Source organism: Alienimonas californiensis (assembly GCF_007743815.1).
Lineage (GTDB): Bacteria > Planctomycetota > Planctomycetia > Planctomycetales > Planctomycetaceae > Alienimonas > Alienimonas californiensis.
In genome coordinates, this window is the sequence record NZ_CP036265.1 from 2968753 (window position 1) to 2982433 (window position 13681).

The 13681-nt window shown below is 71.6% G+C and carries 11 protein-coding genes; 9 read left to right on the top strand and 2 right to left on the bottom strand.

Annotated elements, in window-relative coordinates:
• Positions 1-7: 7 nt before the first annotated feature.
• Together hpnE and CA12_RS11735 are read left to right on the top strand one after the other, a co-directional pair.
• Positions 8-1498, top strand: a complete 1491-nt coding sequence (gene hpnE, locus CA12_RS11730; protein WP_145359119.1) for a hydroxysqualene dehydroxylase HpnE — start codon at positions 8-10, stop codon at positions 1496-1498.
• Positions 1499-1545: 47 nt separating this feature from the next.
• Positions 1546-2658, top strand: a complete 1113-nt coding sequence (locus CA12_RS11735; protein ID WP_145359120.1) for a potassium channel family protein — start codon at positions 1546-1548, stop codon at positions 2656-2658.
• Between the two features lie 151 nt (positions 2659-2809).
• Here the strand turns inward: CA12_RS11735 and CA12_RS11740 are convergent, their stop codons facing one another.
• The gene (locus CA12_RS11740; RefSeq protein WP_145359121.1) at positions 2810-3349 is read right to left on the bottom strand and encodes a PspA/IM30 family protein; all 540 of its coding nucleotides are present in this window, start codon (positions 3347-3349) and stop codon (positions 2810-2812) included.
• 66 nt (positions 3350-3415) lie between these two features.
• On the bottom strand, positions 3416-4123 hold the full coding sequence (locus tag CA12_RS11745) for a sigma-70 family RNA polymerase sigma factor (RefSeq protein ID WP_242687873.1): 708 nt from the start codon (positions 4121-4123) through the stop codon (positions 3416-3418).
• A 131-nt stretch (positions 4124-4254) separates the two neighbouring features.
• Here CA12_RS11745 and CA12_RS11750 point away from each other — a divergent pair, with 131 nt between their 5' ends.
• The 7 genes from CA12_RS11750 to CA12_RS11780 all read left to right on the top strand — a co-directional run bounded on the left by CA12_RS11750 (position 4255) and on the right by CA12_RS11780 (position 13679).
• Positions 4255-5505: a lactate racemase domain-containing protein gene (locus CA12_RS11750; protein WP_165700705.1), complete on the top strand. Its 1251-nt coding sequence runs from the start codon at positions 4255-4257 to the stop codon at positions 5503-5505.
• A gap of 207 nt (positions 5506-5712) precedes the next feature.
• Positions 5713-7215, top strand: a complete 1503-nt coding sequence (locus CA12_RS11755; RefSeq protein ID WP_242687875.1) for a Gfo/Idh/MocA family protein — start codon at positions 5713-5715, stop codon at positions 7213-7215.
• Positions 7216-7309: 94 nt separating this feature from the next.
• Entirely contained in the window at positions 7310-8170 is an 861-nt protein-coding gene (locus CA12_RS11760; protein ID WP_165700706.1) for a DUF1573 domain-containing protein, read from the top strand.
• Between the two features lie 16 nt (positions 8171-8186).
• On the top strand, positions 8187-9029 hold the full coding sequence (locus tag CA12_RS11765; protein ID WP_145359124.1) for a hypothetical protein: 843 nt from the start codon (positions 8187-8189) through the stop codon (positions 9027-9029).
• Between the two features lie 169 nt (positions 9030-9198).
• Entirely contained in the window at positions 9199-10659 is a 1461-nt protein-coding gene (locus tag CA12_RS11770; RefSeq protein ID WP_145359125.1) for a sigma-54-dependent transcriptional regulator, read from the top strand.
• 114 nt (positions 10660-10773) lie between these two features.
• Positions 10774-11553: an ABC transporter ATP-binding protein gene (locus tag CA12_RS11775; protein WP_145359126.1), complete on the top strand. Its 780-nt coding sequence runs from the start codon at positions 10774-10776 to the stop codon at positions 11551-11553.
• The gene (locus CA12_RS11780; RefSeq protein ID WP_145359127.1) at positions 11550-13679 is read left to right on the top strand and encodes an ABC transporter permease subunit/CPBP intramembrane protease; all 2130 of its coding nucleotides are present in this window, start codon (positions 11550-11552) and stop codon (positions 13677-13679) included. The genes CA12_RS11775 and CA12_RS11780 overlap by 4 nt, the downstream gene beginning before the upstream one ends.
• Positions 13680-13681: the final 2 nt, after the last annotated feature.

Sequence of the window (13681 nt, forward strand, 5' to 3'; positions counted from 1 at the left end):
CGCTCCGATGACCGCCCCCGCAACAGACAACGCCGATGCCCGTTCAAGCGACCGGCGCCCCCGCGTGCTGATCGTCGGCGGCGGGCTGGCCGGGCTCGCGGCGGCGGCGGCGCTGGCACCGCGGGGCTGCGACGTGACGGTACTGGAAAGCCGCCCGCGGCTGGGCGGCCGGGCCAGTTCCTTCCTCGACAAAACGACCGGCGAACGCGTCGACAACTGCCAGCACGTCGCCATGGGGTGCTGCACGAATTTTCTGGCGCTCTGCGACGACGCGGGCCTTACGCCGTATCTCGCGGAGCAGGGCGAGGTGACGTTCCTGCTGCCGGACGGCACCGTCAGCCGGCTGAGCGAACTGCGGCCCGGGGGGCGTTCGCTGCCGGCGCCGCTGCATCTGGCGGCCTCCTTCGCCGGGCTGAAACACTTCACCCCGGCAGAGAAGCGCCGGCTGGCCGCCGGGGTCCGGGCCTTGGCGAAGACGCGGAGCGGGGAGGCGGAGGACTTCGCCGGCTGGCTCGCGGCGAACGGGCAGACGGAGTGCCTCACGACCCGGTTCTGGGAGCCGGTGCTGGTCAGCGCCCTGTCGGAGACGCCGGACCGCATGAACGTGGCGGACGCCCGCAAGGTGATCGTCGACGGCTTTCTGACCCACCCGGCGGCGTGGCGGGTGTTCGTGCCGACGGTCCCGCTGGACGTGCTGTACGGCGAAAAGTTGCTCGGCTGGCTGCGGTCGCTGGGCGTGACCGTCCGCACCGGCTCCGGCGTGCGGTACGTGAAACCGGGTCGCGAGGGGGAGCCCGCCCGGGTGGTTCTGCGAGACGGTGGGGAGGTCGAAGCCGATCACGTCGTGCCCGCCGTGCCGCATCACCGGGCGGCGGGGCTGTTTTCGGAGGAACTCGCCGAGGCTCTGGGGCTGAACGCCGCCGCCAGGCTGGAGACCGCGGCGATCAGCAGCGTGCACGTCTGGTTCGACCGGGAGATCACCCCGCTGCCGCACGCCGTTCTGCCGGAACGCACCAGCCAGTGGGTGTTCAACCGCACGCGGTTGCACGAAACGGGGGGTGAGGAGGGAGGAGGGAGGAGTGAGGGGTGGTACTTTCAGGTGGTCATCAGCGCGAGCGACGCGCTGAAGGAACGGCCGCAGACGGAGGTGATCGATGAGGTGCTGAACGAACTCCGCGACGCCTTCCCCGCGGCCCGGGAGGCGACGGTGCAGCACGTCCGCATGGTGACGGAGCACAAAGCCGTGTTCGCCCCGCTGCCGGGGCATCACGCCTTACGGCCGACTTCCCGCACGCCGCATCCGCGGGTGCATCTGGCGGGGGACTACACGGCGACCGGGTGGCCGGCGACGATGGAGGGCGCCGTCCGCAGCGGATTCGCCGCCGCCGAGAGCGTCTTACAGACGGAAAAGCGGCCGGAGCGAATCATGCGGCCCGACCTCCCGAGCGGGCGGCTGGCCCGCTGGCTGGGGTTCGCATCGGGGTCGGGATTCGCATAGGGGCAGGGGAGCGGTCACACTGCTTCGCCGTCCCCCGCGACCCCGCCGTGCCGAAGCTCCCCGTCCGCCTGTCGCCCACCGTCCGTCAGTTGACGGCCGCCGCGGCGATGCTGGTCCTGCTGACGGCCGCCGGGATCGTCGGCTTCCGGGTGACGGAGTCCTCCAGCTGGCTCGATTCGGCGTGGCTGGCGGTGGTCACGCTGACGACGCTGGGAGCCGACAGCCCCTCGACCGCCGCCGGCAAGCTGTTCGCGATGGGCTACCTGCTCTGCGGGCTGGGGGTGGCGTCGTACAGTCTGTTCGCGCTGGGCCAGATGGTCGTCAGCACGGAGTTCCGTCGGATGTGGGAGCAGAGAAAAATGGACGAAGCCATCTCCGGGCTATCCGGCCACAACGTGATCTGCGGGCTCGGCCGGATCGGGCAGGGCGTGTGCGGGTACCTCTCCGACCGGCAGCGGCCGTTCGTGGTGATCGATCAGGACCGCGAATTGTTGGAGCGGGTCTGCGACGGCCGTGGTTGGCTGTACGTGGTCGGCGACGCCGCCGACGACGCGGTGCTGAAAAAGGCCGGCGTGGACCGGGCCGCGTCCCTCAACACGGCCCTGCCGACCGACGCGGAGAACATCTACGTCGTCCTCAGCGCCCGGGGCCTGAGCGATCGCCTGCAGATCGTCGCCCGCGCCACCGAGGAGCGAGCGATCGGCAAGCTGGAGCGGGCCGGCGCCGACCGCGTCGTCAGCCCGCTGGCCAGCGGGGCGGTGAAGATGGCCCGGGTCATGTTGAACCCGCACGTGGAGGACTTCCTCGCGATCGCCGACGGCCGGGAGAGCGACCTCGAACTGGCCGACGTGCAGATCGCCGAGGGCAGCGCCCTGTGCGGCAAAACCCTGAAGGACAGCGGGCTGTCCGGGAAGGGGCTGATGATCGTGGGCATCCGCCGCGGCGACGGGAAACGCATCATGCCGCCCGCGCCGGACGCGGTGATCCAGGCCGGCGACTGCCTGTTCACCTTCGGCAAACGGGAGACGATCGCCGCCCTCACCCACGAGGACGGCGTGCGGGACGCCTCCCACCCAGACGCCGTCGTCCACGCCTTGCGGGGTAAAGAGGGGACGCGGGGCCACGACAGCACGTCGCCGGGCTCCCGAGCGTCCGGCTGAACGAAGCCCCCGTGTCTGCGGGCCTCTGTGTCTGTGAGAGACGCTTGCGGTTTCGCGGGGCCAGAGAGCCGTCGGGCGCCGCGAAACCGCAAGCGTGTGAACGGAACTCGGAGCGTGCGCGAGCGCCCGCCGAAGTTCTGACGTCGCGCCGCTACGCCTCCAGTTCCGCCCGCAGGGCGGCAAGTTCGAGTTCGATGTCGTCGTCCGGTCGGGCGGCGGCGGGGGCCGTTTCGACGAACGGCCGGGGGGCGTCGGCCCCGGACGCGCCGGCGGCGAGGGCGGCCCGTTTGCGTTTCGCGTCGTTCAGCCGGGCCTCCAGCGCCCGGGCGGTCGTTTGCAGATGGCGGTGCAACTCCTCCGCGCTGGAAAGTTCCTGCCGGAGCCCCGCGATCACGTCGGCGGCGTCGCGGCGTCGCAGCAGCGCCGTGCGGGCCTCCGCCTCGCGGCCGGCGGCCAGTTCCCGCTTCGCCTCAGATTGCCAGCGGTCGGCCGCGGCCTGCTGTTCGGCGATCTCCCGGCTCAGGCGGGCCGCGGTGTCCGCGGCAGTCGCCACGCTGCGGGCGGCGCCCCTGCGGCCGAGTTCCATCTCCGCGATGATTTCCCCCAGCGCGGCGTCAGGATCGTCCACGCCCGCCAGCAGGTCGGACAGCGAACAGGTGACGATATCCGTCAGGCGGCTGAAAAACGGCATCGGGGGGCTCGGAAGGGGACTTGCGGGGTCATCCTAGGCGGCCCCGGGCGTGCGGCGGCAGGGGGGCTAACTCTCGTCCGGCTCGAACGGATCACGGACGCCCCGCTCCGCCAGCTTGGCCCGCAGCTTTTCCCGGGCCAACCGCAGCCGACTTTTCGCCGTCGACGTGCTCACCCCCATCGCCTGCCCGACCTCCGGCAGCGGCACGTGGGCGAAGTGGTGCAGGGTGAACGTCTCCCGCTGATCGTCCGGCAACTCCGCGAGCAGTTCGTCCACCAGCTCCGCGAAGATCCGGCGTTCGGCGACCGCGGCCGGGCCGTCGCCCTCCGCGGCGATGCGGTCCAGCGGGGAGCCGTCCCCGTCGGCGTTCGCCCGCACGCTGCGAACCAGCGCGTCGCGGCGGGAGCGGCGGGCGGCGTCGATCATCAGGTTCCGGCCGATCCGGTACAGCCAGCCGCGGAAGCGGCCGGTGGGCAGGTAGTCCCAGTTCTTACGATAGACCTTCAGCAGGGTGTCCTGCACGAGGTCCTCGGCGAGGGCCCGGTTGCGGACGTTCTTCAGGAAGAACCCGAACAGCGGGCCCTCATGCCGGGTCACCAGTTCGTCGAACGCCGCCCGGTCGCCGCCCTGCAGGCGGATCATCAGCGTGTCGTCCTCGTCGAAGTCCTCCGGCGGGCCGACGCCCTCGCCGGCGGTCTGCAGGGAATCGGCGTCCGCGGTGACGGCGGCGACCGCCTCGGCGACGGGGGCGTCGGCGAGGGGGACGGGAATCACGGCGGGCGGTGCGGGCTGCGTGGGGCGGGGACGTTGAACGACCGACGGGGCCCCCTACGATAGCGGCCCTCCGCCGCGCGTTCGCGGCCCGTTCGCCCTCCGTCTGTTTCCCGATCCGGTTCGCCCCGCCCGTGCCCGAAGCTCCCGCCGCCACTGCGCTGACCTTCGCGGCCGGGGCCGACGGCGCCTTTCCCCTGTCGGCGGGCGCCTCGCTGACCGTCTGCCGCCCCGGCCCGCCGTCGGTCGCCGACCCGGTCGCCGCCGTCCGCGACGCGTTGGCGAACCCGATCGAATTCCCCAGCCTGTCCCGGTCCGTCATTCCGGACGACCGCGTGACGCTGGCCCTGTCCCCGGACCTGACCGATCCCGCGGCGGTCGTCGGCGGGGTGTGGGGCGAACTGGCGAAGGCGGGCGTCGACCCGCAGCGGCTGGCCCTGATCCGCGGGGCCGGGCCGGGCTACGGCGGCGCCGCCGACGGCCGCTTCGGCGGCGACCCCCGCGGCGGTCTGCCCCGAGTCGCCGCGGAGGCGGCGAGCTTCACCCGGCACGACCCCGAGGAGAAGGAGGCCTGCGGCTACCTCGCCAGCACCGCGGCCGGCGACCGGGTCTACCTCGCCCGGCCGGTGCTGGAGGCGGACGTGGTCGTCTCCTGCGGCGCCCTGCGGTTCGACCCGCTGCTGGGCGTGGCGGGCGCCAACAGCGTCTTCGTCCCCGGCCTGTCCGACGAAGACGCCGTGCTGAAGGCCCGCGGGCAGGGGCACGCGGAGCTTGGCCCGGAGGACGACCGCCCGCTGCGGCAACTCGCCGACGAGGTCGGCTGGCTGCTGGGCACGCAGTTCACCGTGCAGACGATCCCCGCGGCCGACGGCGGCACCGCCGTGGCGTTGGCCGGCGGGACCGAGGCGGTGCTCCGCCGCGGCCGGGAACTGCTGGACGAACTGTGGCGGGTGCGGGCGCCGGTCCGCAGCGAAGTGGTGCTGGTCGCGGTGGCGCCGGGCTCGCCGGACCGCTGGGCCGCCACCGCCCGGGCGCTGGACGCCGCCCGCCGACTGGTGGAACGCGGGGGGAAGATCGTGGTGCTCACGGACCTCGCCGGCTCGCCGCCGCCGGGGCTGGCGGAGCTGTCCCGGGCCGAGGAGCCGGCCGACGTGTTGCGTCCCCTGCGGCAGTTCCGCCCGCCGGACCTGCTGGCGGCGACCGCCTGGGCGAACGCCGCGGACCGCGCCCGGATCTATCTGCTGAGCGGCTTGGAGGACAATCTGGCCGAAGACCTGTTCACCGTGCCGCTGTCCGAACCGGGCGAGGCGGCCCGCGTCGTCGCCGCGGCGAGCAGCGTGGCGGCGGTCGGCGGCGCCCAGTACGCCTGGTGCGAAGCGGCCTGAGGGCCCCGGTTCGATTGAGCCGGGGCGGGGCGTCGCTGGCGGTTTCGCGGTGCCCGAGAGCCCTCCGACGCCGCGAAACCGCAAGCGACCGTTGTAGGCGTCATCTTCCAACGCTTCCCCGGTCACCGTCGCCCCGTCGGCCCATTGATCGGGCTTGATTCGTCGGGGTACGATGGCCCGTTCTCATTCCCGCGCCCGGAATCCTTGATGTCGCTGCCGAACGCTTCCCGTCGGTCCTTCCTCCAGACGGCGTCCGTGGCCGCCGCGGCGGCGGCCGTGGCTCCTTACGCCGCCTACGGCGCCCGGGCGCCCCAGGGGCCGAACGAGACCCTCCGCGTCGCCGTGCTGGGCCTGCGGAACCGCGGTTCGGACTCGCACATCGCCAGCTACCTGCGGGCCGGCGAGCGGGACGGCAACGTGGAGGTCGCCGCCGTCGTCGACCCGGACTCCGCCCTGCTGCAAACGCACGGCGTGAAGCGGGTTCAGGACAAGACCGGCAAGAAGCCCACCGCTTATGCGGATTACCGCGAAGCGTTGGCCGATCCGACGATCGACGCGATCTCCGTCGCCACGCCGAACCACTGGCACGCGCTGCAGAGCATCCACGCGATCCAGGCGGGCAAGGACGTTTACGTCGAAAAGCCGGTCTCCCACAACGTGGTGGAGGGCCGTCGGATCGTGCAGGCCGCCCGCAAGTACAACAAAATCTGCCAGTACGGCGCCCAGTGCCGCACGATGCAGGGCACCCGGGAGATGGTCGAGGCCGTCCTCGGCGGCGAAATCGGCGAGGTGAAGCTCGCCCGGGGCCTCTGTTACAAGCGTCGGCCGAGCATCGGCAAGTCGGCCACGCCGCTCAAATGGCCGAAGCAGCTCGACCGGAACCTCTGGGTCGGCCCCGCCGCCGACGAGGAGCTCTACCGCCCGGAGAAGAGCAGCATGGGCATCTACAACCCGCACTACGACTGGCACTGGGACTTCAACACCGGCAACGGCGACCTGGGCAACCAGGGGATCCATCAGATGGACGTCTGCCGCTGGGGCCTCGGCGTCGACGGCCTGGGCGACGGCGTGATCTCCTACGGCGGCCGCCTCGGCTACGAGGACGCCGGCAACACGCCCAACACGCAGGTCTCCGTGCATGACTACGGCGACAAGCGAATCATCTTCGAAACCCGCGGTCTGGAGATCCACGGCCCGGACGGCAAGAAGAGCGGCAACCGCATCGGCGTCGTCTTCTACGGCACCGAGGGCACCGCGATTCAGCACGGCTACAACTCCAGCTCGATCCTGGACCCGGACGGCAGGCTCGTCCGCAGCATTAAGGGCGGGTCGGACCAGGACCACTACGACAACTTCCTCGACGCGGTCCGGGCCGGCGACGCCTCCAAGCTGACGGCGGACATCGAGGACGGCCACCTCTCCAGCGCCCTGTGCCACCTCGGCAACATCTCCTACCTGCTGGGTCAGCAGACCTCGCTGGAGGAGATCGCCGCCGCCCAGCGGGACGCCACCGAACGCGAAACGCTGGCGGACACCGTCGAGCACCTGAAGTACAACGGCGTGACGATCGCCTCCTCGCCGATGCGGCTTGGCCCGATGCTTTCGCTGGCCGGCGAAACCTTCACCGGCGCCCGGGCCGACGAGGCGAACGGCCTGCTGACCCGCGAGTACCGGGCACCGTTCCTGCTGCCCAGCGAGTCGGAACTGTAGTCGTCGGTCCCTCTGGGCGTTCGCGCCCGATGTTGCTAACACCCCGGGCGGTTCCCACGCCGTCCGGGGTCTTTTCGTGTTCGTGCCGTCGCCCGTGTTCGCCCGCCGTCTCCGCCGCTGCGCCCCGCTTCTGGCCGCGGCGCCGCTGTGCCTCGCCGGGGCCGCCGCGGCGTTGCCCGTCGCCCCGCGGGAGGCCGCGGCGATCGAGCGTTCGCCGCTGGGCGTCAGCGGTCACGTCGCCGCCAACCCCGCCGTCCCCGGCGGGCGGCACATTCACGCGCCGTTTCACCTGACGAACAGCGGGAACGAACCGCTGACGATCACCGCCGTCCAGCCGGACTGCGGCTGCCTCACCCCGCTGCTGAACCGCGAACTGTTCGACCCGGCCGCCCCGCCGACGATCGAACCGGGCGGGGCCGTGGAACTGATCGTCCGGGCCGACACTGCCCGCGAGGCCGAGGGCCCGCACGAACATGAGGTGACCGTCGTCTGCGCCACGCCGGCCGGCGAGTCCCTGCGTCAGACCGTCAAGCTGCGGTACGGCGTCGACCCGCACGAGATTCGCATCGAACCGCCCGCGGTAATGGTCTACCAGCGGGAAGGGCAGACCACGACGGCGACCGTCACGGTCACGGATCGTCGCCTCGACCCGCTGACGGTGCTCGCCGTCCGCAGCCCCACCGACCGCGTGCACGTCGCGGAACTCGACCCGGTCGAACGGGCCGACGGCGGCTGGGACTACCCGTTCGAGGTCTCCGTGATCGGCTGCGAGGGCGGCGGGAACGAGGTGGTCGTCGCCTTGGAGGTGGACGACCCGGCGGGGCGGTATCGCCTGCTCAAGATCCCGGTGACGGTGCAGTCGCCCGACCGCCTGCAACAGGCGGCGCTGGAACGGGTCGCCGCCTTGCCGCGGGAGTCTTCCGGAGACAAAAGTGGCGAGCGTGACTCCCGCTGACTCTTTCGCAACGCCCTTGCCGTGGCCGAGCCGCTGGCGGCGGCGGGGGGCGGGGTGGGCGTCGCTGTTGCGGGTGCCGGTCTGCCCGGTGGGGCGACTGATCCGGGGGCGGGCGCCGGCGTTGGACGACCCGGCCGCCCAACGGCAGGGGCTGACGATCGTGCTGCCGGGCATTCAGGGCCGCAGCTTCGCCGAGTACGACCTCGCCGTCGGGCTGGCGCAGGGCGGCGTGCCGGGGCGGATCACGGTGGTCGACTGGACCAGCGGGTGGTTCTTCCGGGCGTTCTGGCACCTGCGGGACGTGGCGATGCACGAAGCGGGCGGGGAAGAGGTGGCGAACTTGGTGGCGGAGCACCGCCGGCTCTACCCGCACGCCCCGGTGTACGTCGTGGGCTACAGCGGCGGGGCGTCGGTCGCGTTGCACGGGCTGGCCCGGCTGCCGGCGGGAACGACGGCGACCCGCACGTTGCTGCTCGCTCCGGCCTGCTCGCCCCCGATCGACGCCGCCGCGCTGGCCGACCGCTGCGACCACGGCATCGACGCCGTGTGCAGCCGGCTGGACGTGCCGATTCTCGTCGGGCTGCTGACCACCTTGGGGACCACGGACGGCCGCCACCGTCCCGGCGCCGGCTGGGGCGGCTTTGAACGGACCGACGTGCCCGCCTTCCGCGAGCACCACTGGCGGCCGGGGTGGGTCCGCCGGTTCCACTACGGCGGACACTTCGGAGCGGTGAACCGCGTCTTCGCCGCGGAGGCCCTGGCCCCGCTGCTGCTTTCCCACAGGGCGAGCGAGGGGGCGCCAGCCCCCCGTGCGAATAACCTTCCGGCACGGGGGGCTGACGCCCCCTCGCTCGCCTGAGACCGCCATCGGGACGCCGCCGAGGGCGGTCTGGGGGAATCCCGTTGCAAATCCTGCAAATCGGTCTTCCCGGCGCGCGAAGGTTCGTCTACCGTGGCCCCGTCAGCCGCGGCGTCGCTCTCCAAGACACCTCGGCGTTGCAACCACTGTGCCAGGCAAGGATGCCGCGATGTCGAACGCCACCCCCGGTCCTGCCCCGCTGCGCGTGCTGTGCGTGGACGACGAACCGGGCATTCGGTTCGTTTACGAAAACGAAGTCCCGCTGATCGCGGAAGGGTCCGTGACCGTCGTGGCCGACGGGGTGAAGGCGATCGCCGCCCTAGACGCCGCCGTCGCCGAGGGCAAGCCCTACGACGCGGCCCTGATCGACCTCCGCATGCCCGGCGGCGTGGACGGCTGGGGCGTGGCCGACCACCTGAACAACGTTTCGCCGAACACCAAGTTCGTCATCTGCACCGGCCACGGCGATCTGCCGGAGGCGAAGCGGGCGATGGAGTACGGCGCCCTGCGGTTTCTCGAAAAGCCGCTCCAGATGCCGGAGCTGGGCGAGGCCTTCGCCCACATCCGCGAACTGAAGGCCCTCGAGCAGTGGCCCGAGGAGGACCGTCCCAAGCCGGTCAAGCTGAAGACCGACGACCGCGACTTCATCGGCTCGACGCCGGCGATGCTCGCGCTGAAGAAGAAGATCGCCAAGTTCGCCCCGACCGACGCCAGCGTGCTGATTCTGGGCGAAACCGGCACCGGGAAAGAGGTCGTCGCCAAGGCGATCCACGCCAGCAGCAAGCGGGCCGGCGGGCCGTTCGTCGCGGTCAACTGCGGCGCCCTGCCGGAGCACCTCGTCGAAAGCGAGTTCTTCGGCCACCGCAAGGGCGCCTTCACCGGCGCCGATCAGCCCCGCAAGGGCCTGTTCGAAGCGGCCGACGGCGGCACGCTGTTCCTCGACGAGTTGGGCGAACTGCCCAAGCCGATGCAGGTCAAACTGCTGCGGTTCCTCGAAAGCAGCGAGATCCGCCGCGTCGGCGAGAACGAAACCTTCACCGTCGACGTCCGGATCGTCTGCGCGACGAACAAGGACCTGGACGAGATGGCCCGCGACGGCGAGTTCCGCGAGGACCTCATCTACCGGGTCAACACCTTCGAACTGGACCTGCCCCCGCTGCGGGAACGGGCCGAGGACATCCCGGCCCTCTGCTCCTTCCTGCTCTCCCGGCTGGCCGGCAAGCGGGTGGGCGAGGAGGCGATCTCCCCGCGGGCGATGGACCTGCTGCAGTCCCACGAGTGGAGCGGCAACGTCCGCGAACTGGCGAACGCCCTGGAGCACGCCTCGATCCTCGCCGAGGGCCAGATTCAACCCGAGGACCTGCCCACGCCGGTCACCCGCCGCAGCGTCGCCGGCAACGTGGGGCTGAAGCTGGCGAACACCGGCGACTTCGAGGGCTACGCCAACGCCCCGGCCCCCACCTACGGCGACGTGCCGAAAACGCTGCGGGAGATCGAGCAGGAAGTGATCCTGCACACCCTCGACCGGCACGACGGCGACAAACCGGCGACCGCCAAGGAACTCGGCATCGCCCTCAAGACGCTCTACAACAAGCTGAACGCCTACGAGGCCAAGCGGGCCGCCGGCTGAGCCCCGGAGCGGATCGGGTTCGTGCGTCGCTTGCGGTTTCGCGGGGGGCGGGAGACTCTTTCCCCACCCGCGAAACCGCCAGCGGACGTTCGCCCCCGTGCCCTCGCTCCGTCGATGATCGAACTCCGCGACCTCCAGCGGAGTTTCGGCCACGGTCCGGCCGCGGTGCACGCGGTGCGGGGGCTCTCGCTGCGGGTCGAACCGGGCGAGGTCTACGGCTTGATGGGCCCCAACGGTGCCGGCAAGACGACCGCCCTGCGGATGGTGCTCGGTCTGCTCAAACCGACGAGCGGCGACGCGGTCATCGACGGCGTCAGCGTGACCGAGAACCCGAACGAGGTGAAGCGGCGGATCGGCTTGGTCAGCGCCAGCGCGGGGCTGTACCCGTGGCTCACCCCGCGGGAAACGCTGCGGTTCTTCGCCGACCTGTACGGCGTGCCGAGCGACGTCGCCGAAGCCCGGGCCTTAGATCTGGCGGAGCGGTTCGGCCTCACGGCGTTCCTCGACCGCCGCTGCGCCGGGCTCTCCACGGGGCAGACCCAGCGGGTGAACCTCGCCCGGGCGGTGATGCACCGGCCGCCGGCGATGCTACTTGACGAACCGACCCGCGGGCTGGACGTGGTCGGCACCCAGCGGGTGTTCGAGTTCGTCCGCCACCTGCGGGACGAACGCCGGGCGGTGATCCTCTGCACGCACCGGTTGGCGGAGGCCGAGCGCTTCTGCGACCGCTTCGGCCTGCTGCACCGCGGCACCCTGCGGCACGAGGGCACGTTGGCGGAACTGCAATCCGCCACCGGACGGGAGACGCTGACGGAGATGTTCGTCGACCTGCTGGCCGAGGACGAAGGGTTCTTGGAACGACCCGCGAAACCGCAAGCGGGGGCGCCGACGTGAGCGATTTCCGTCCCCCGAACCCGCTGCCGCGGATCGCCCTGAAGGAACTGCGGGAGAGCCTGCGGGACCGTCGCACGACGATCACGCTGGTCCTCATGCCGCTGCTGGTTTACCCGCTGCTGGGGGCGCTGTTCCGCAACGTGCTGATCGCCACCAACCCGGCCGAGGCCGGGCCGGTCTCGGTCGTGTTCGAGTCCGAAGCCGACGCGGAAGCCTTTCAAGAGGTCTTTCAGGAAGGCACCGCCCTGTTGGAGCGGGCCGGGGTCGTCGATCGCAGTTCGGGGTTGCTCGAACTGAATCTGACGATGCCCAAGCGGGCGAACGATTCACTGGAGGCCGTCGTCGCCCGCGGCGAGGCGGAACTGGGGCTGCGCGTCGCAGAAGGGGGCGAGGTCGACGACACGGACGGCGAGCCGGCGCCGCGGTACACGATTCTCACCCGCTCCGGCTCGCCGCTGTCGGTCGAATCCGGCCGGCGGATCATCGCCCGGCTGCGAGCAGTGAACGAGGCGGCGATCGAAGCCCGCCTGCGGGAGGCCGGCCTCAGCGCCGACGTGCCCGCCGACTTCGTCACGGAGGCGATCGAACCGACCGGCGGCGGGGCGATCAGCCTCGCCACCGTGGTGCCCCTCATCCTCCTGCTGATGACGGCGACCGGGGCGGTCTATCCCGCGATCGACACCACCGCCGGCGAGCGGGAACGCGGCACGCTCGAAACGCTCGTTGCGGCCCCGGTGAGCCGTCTGCACGTGCTGCTGGGCAAGTTCGTGGCCGTCTGGGCCGTCGCGGTGCTGACGGCGGGGGCGAACCTGATCGCGATGACCGCCACGGTGTACGCCGTCGGGCTGGATCGAGAACTGTTCGGCGAGAACGTCCGCTGGTGGAGCCTGCCGGCGACCGCGGGGCTGCTGGCCCTGACGGCGGGGTTCTTCGCCGCGGTGCTGCTGGCCGTCACCAGCGCCGCCCGCAGCTTCAAGGAGGCTCAGGCCTACCTGATCCCGCTGATGCTTTGCTGCCTGGCGCCCGGCGGGCTGGCCCTCACCCCGTCGATCGAACTGGACCTCGTCTGGGCCGCGGCGCCGTTGATGAACCTCGTGCTGCTGGCCCGGGAGGTGCTCAGCGGCACGGCCCCGCTGCTGCCGGCGCTGGTCGCAGTGGTCTCGACCGTCTGCTACGCCGGGCTGGCGCTGAGCGTGGCGGCCCGCATCTTCGGGACGGACGCCATCCTCTACGGCGGCCCCGGCGGGTGGAGCGAGTTCCTCAAACCGCCCCCCCGCCCGAACGGCGTTCCCCCGCTGGGGGCGGTCCTGCTGGGCACGCTGGCCTGCGTCGCCGCGTTTCTGGTGCTGGGCGGCGTGCCGGGCAAGCTGGCGGGGCTTACGAACGAAGAGAGCCTCGCCAACGTCGATCTGCCCACGCTGCTGATCGCCAACGCGGCGGTCTCCGTGCTGGTGTTCGTCGGCCTGCCCTGGGCGATCGCCCGCTGGGCCGGCGGATCGACCCGGCGGACCTTCGCCCTACGGACACCCACGCTGTTGGGGCTGCTCGGCGGTCTGCTGTTGGGGCTGGGGGCCTGGGCGGGGGTGTTCGAAATCCTGCTGGCCCTCGGCGCCGCGGACCGCATCGGCGACGCCGGCCGGCTGGCGGAGTTCGGCGAGCGGATCGAAACCCTGCCGTTGCCGCTCGTCCTGGCCTGTCTGGCGATCGTGCCCGCGCTCAGTGAGGAGTTCGCCTTCCGCGGCTTCGTGCTGACCGGCCTGAAGGTCCCGTTCGGCGCCGTGTCGGCCGTGGTCGCCAGCGGGCTGATCTTCGGCGTGTTCCACGTCATCAAAGACTTCGGCCTGTTCGACCGCCTGATCGGCACGACGCTGCTGGGCCTGCTGCTCGGCTGGGTGCGAATCCGCACCGGCAGCCTGTGGCCGGGCATGCTGCTGCACGCCGTCAGCAACGCCGCCCTGCTGACGATCGCCAGCTACAAGCAGGAGCTGAGCGAACGGTTCGACATTGAGGTCTCCGAGACGACCCACCTCCCGGCGGAAGTCCTCGCCGCCGCGACGGCCTGCGTGCTGATTGGGGCCGCCTGCGTGTGGTTCGCCGGCCGGCGGAGCGGGGAAGTCGAGGCGTAACG